Below are 3,457 nucleotides of genomic sequence, written 5' to 3' on the forward strand. Positions count from 1 at the left end.
GAATGTGGACTTATTTGATATGTGGAGTTGGCGGTGCACCCTCATGGGTGAAGGCGCACCGCCAGGATTGGTTGACTCCACATATCGGGCTCACATCCGGCGCAGCCAGCCAACCAGATCGCTGCCATCGGGCTGGAACCGCCCACCGCGCGGCGGGGCCAGTGCTTCTGGGAACACCTGTGCAATGGCTTGGCGCTTGAGGTCGATGTCGGCGCGTGCGTAGCGCATCGTCGTGTTCAAGCCGGCATGTCCCAGCCACTGGCTGATCGTGGCGAAGTCCACGCCAGCCTTGAGCAGTGCGATTGCCGTGCTGTGCCGCAGCGAGTGCGGATGGATGCTCTTGTCGCGCATGCTTGGAACTTCTTGCGACGCAACTGCAACGTAGCGGCGCAGCAGGTAGCGAACGCCGAACCGCGTGAGCGGTCTGCCTCGGGCGTTGGTGAACAGCAGTGCGTCAGCAGGATCACCTTCTGGTGCCGGCAGTTCGTCGATGAAGGCCCGCAGCAGTTTGACCGTCACGGGCCAGATCGGGCACAGCCGTACCTTGTTGCCCTTGCCGGTCAGGCGAATCTGAGGTGGCGAATCCAGACGCACGTCTCGCCGCCGAACGTCCAGCGCCTCCTGCACGCGTGCCCCGGTGTTGAACATCAACGCGAACAGGACATAGTCGCGCCGCCCCAAAACGCTGCTGCGGTCGATGCTCTGCAACACCGCCTCCATCTCGATGCGCTCCAGATACTCGACCGGCACCTCGCGCGCGCCGCGCTTGTACGGCAGAGCGATCACGCGCTGCAGGGTACCCAGCGCCTCCGGCCTACGTGAGGCCAGGAAGCGGGCGAACACATGAATGGCACCGAGCCTGGCGTTGCGTGTCGCGATGCTGTTGCCGCGGTCGACCTCCAGGTGATTCAGGAAAGCGACTACCCGTTCGGCCGTGAAGTCGGACACCTGCAGCCGTTCGATCGGGCGCTTGGCTTCGGCTGATGCGAACTGCAACAACAGCAGCATGGCGTCACGGTGACTGCGCACGGTGTTCGGGCTCAGGCCTCGCTGGCCAGGCAGGAACTCTTCGAAGAAGCGCACCAGCTCACGCCCAAGATCGGTTTGTGTGGACGCTTTCATTCGACACCACCTTCGATCATGCCGGCACACGATCGTTCGAAGCGAGCCGACGCGTGGGACACCACGGCCGGCATCCAGCGCAGGTAGTAGGCGGTAGAGACAATATTCACGTGCCCCATGTACAGCGCAAGCTTGGGCAAGTTGGACTGCACGTCGGCATCGGCTTCGTACCACCGCAAAAGCGCCGCCACGGCGAAACTGTGGCGGAAGTCTTGCAAGCGCGGGACTTTGCCGGCGCTGTCATGGATGCCTGCGCGACGCAGCAGGGCTTTGAAGGTGCTGTACAGACCCGCGGCGGTGTAGGCACGCAATGCGAGAGTACACAACAACGGGGCTCCAGGACGCTCGTCCAGACGAGCCTGACGCCGTGCGGCCAGATAGCGCTGCAGTTCGGCATGCGCACTGATCGACAGGGGAACCCAACGGGACTTGTGGAACTTCGACTCTCGGATGCGAAGCACCCCGGCGCGCTCATCGACATCGCCCAGCGTCAGGCGGACGACCTCGCCGCGCCTGAGCCCCGCCGTGTACAGCAGCACGACGACCAGACGCATGACGTGCGTTCGCGCGAAGTATTGACTCCTCGGTGGCAGTTGCGACACGAAAGAGAGCAACTGAGCCACTTGCCCCGGTTCAATGATGATTGGCAGCGCGTGTGGCTTCTGTCGAGTGAGCGACTCCCAGTCCGGCAGGAAGCAACCAGGATCGCTGCGCCGTCGGTACCGGTAGAACTTGTACACGGTGTGCTCGCGCACGACGCGTGTGCTCGAACTGAGATGCTGGAACTGCGCGCGCCAGCGCTCGAAGAGCGCGAGATCAAGATCGGTGGCTCCCGCCTGAACCAAGAACCCGCGCACCTTGCACAGGATCACTTCTTCCTTGCGGTATGCCCGCCCGATCGCGTGGCGGCTGGTCAGATAGGCCGTGACGGCGGCGTCCCAAGCGTCCATGCAAAGAACGTCATGCATGGCGCTCTCCCCGGGGATGACCGATCTCGGGGACCTCGATTGCCACACAGCGCAGCATGTCCGTATCCAGCCGGAGGTAGGCGCAGGTGCTCTCCAGGCTGTGATGTCCGAGAACGTCGCCGATGGCCTTGACGCCTACGCCCTGGGTGAGCAGCCGCATGGCGAAGGTGTGCCGCAGCCGATAGACGTTCTGCCCAGGCAGTTCCAGCTTGGCCAGCCGCACACGCTTCTTGAAGAGGTCACCGACCGCATAGTTCTCGATGGCACCACTCGGGCATCTCGCCCGCAAGAACAGTTCAGGATGTGACGAACCTTGAGACAGCCGTTCGTGTGCAAGGTAACTGCGCAAGATGCGCAGCGTCTGGGTCGCCAGCGGCAGGAACAGGTCGCAACGGGTCTTGCGCTGCACCACATGCAGCACGCCAGTCTCCCAGTTGATGGAGTCAAGGCGCAGCGCCACAACTTCTGACGGTCGCAGTCCGTAGTGGACCATCAAGTGCAGGATGCAGTGATCGCGCCGACCTGCCTTGCTGGCGAGATCAATGGATCGAAGCAGCGCCTGGACCACCGACCAATCGAGCGCCATCGGCGGCAACTCGCCGCGGTAGGTGCGGGGAGTCTCGATGGCGTCGAGCGGTCGGCCGATCTCCCCTTGACCGTGGCAGAACCGCAGGAAGCTGCGCAAAAGCGCGACCACATGCTGCAGCGAGTGACGCGACACCTCGCGGCTGCGCAGAGCGACGTACCGTTCGATATCAACCAGCGTCACCGTGCTCAAGTTCTGGTCTGGGCCGAGACCGCGAGCCAGCAAGTCAGCCACCGTCCTCGCGTGCTGCCCGCGCGACGACAGAGATAGCCCACGTAGTTCCAGCAGTTCCCGCTGGTAGTCGCTACACAGCGAGACGTAGCGACCCCCTTGTTCGTTCTTGAGCAGACGCCCGTGTGCGAGCAAGAAACGGGCGTAGACACGTTCGGTCCCACGGAACGCAGGCGGTCGGCTCGGCACCCCGCGGCCAACAGCATTGAATGCCTCGTGCAAGTCATCTGCTTTGCACGTGGGTCCTGGTAAGCGCGGCAGGACTTGTTCGAGCCGCAGCAGATGACGCTGGACCACGAACGGCGTGTAGTGTTCGCTGCCAAGCCATGCCGAAAACGCTCTCAACTCTGGTGCATTGACTGATCGAGCAAGAAGCGCACGCGTGTTGCTGGGAAGTTCAGTGGACATGATGCCCCTCCGTACATAGTGGATGGGCAACGAACGTTACGCGTGGCGTGCGCAATATGTGAAGTTCAATGGCTTCGAAGTCAAAGCGGAAGCCGCAAGGGCTCCCGCACTCCACATATCAAATAAGTCCACATTCGGCCAT

General features: G+C 62.7%; 3 protein-coding genes. All 3 read right to left on the reverse strand.

What is annotated here, in order from left to right:
* Nucleotides 1-90 precede the first annotated feature (90 nt).
* From KYG_RS03795 to KYG_RS03805, 3 genes are read right to left on the reverse strand one after another with little or no spacing between them, the layout of a single operon-like run.
* Nucleotides 91-1,122: a tyrosine-type recombinase/integrase gene (locus tag KYG_RS03795; RefSeq protein ID WP_008903503.1), complete on the reverse strand. Its 1,032-nt coding sequence runs from the start codon at nucleotides 1,120-1,122 to the stop codon at nucleotides 91-93.
* Entirely contained in the window at nucleotides 1,119-2,090 is a 972-nt protein-coding gene (locus tag KYG_RS03800) for a tyrosine-type recombinase/integrase (RefSeq protein ID WP_008903504.1), read from the reverse strand. Before KYG_RS03800 ends, KYG_RS03795 begins: the two co-directional genes overlap by 4 nt.
* Entirely contained in the window at nucleotides 2,083-3,315 is a 1,233-nt protein-coding gene (locus KYG_RS03805; protein WP_139019285.1) for a tyrosine-type recombinase/integrase, read from the reverse strand. The genes KYG_RS03800 and KYG_RS03805 overlap by 8 nt, the downstream gene beginning before the upstream one ends.
* Between the last annotated feature and the right edge of the window lie 142 nt (nucleotides 3,316-3,457).

Origin of the sequence: Acidovorax sp. NO-1, from assembly GCF_000238595.1 — a bacterium.
In the GTDB taxonomy this organism is placed as follows: domain Bacteria; phylum Pseudomonadota; class Gammaproteobacteria; order Burkholderiales; family Burkholderiaceae_C; genus Acidovorax.

Coding starts and splice junctions, on each gene's coding strand:
- KYG_RS03795 (WP_008903503.1), bottom strand. CDS start 1,122: ATGAAAGCGTCCACACAAACCGATCTTGGGCGTGAGCTGGTGCGCTTC.
- KYG_RS03800 (WP_008903504.1), bottom strand. CDS start 2,090: ATGCATGACGTTCTTTGCATGGACGCTTGGGACGCCGCCGTCACGGCC.
- KYG_RS03805 (WP_139019285.1), bottom strand. CDS start 3,315: ATGTCCACTGAACTTCCCAGCAACACGCGTGCGCTTCTTGCTCGATCA.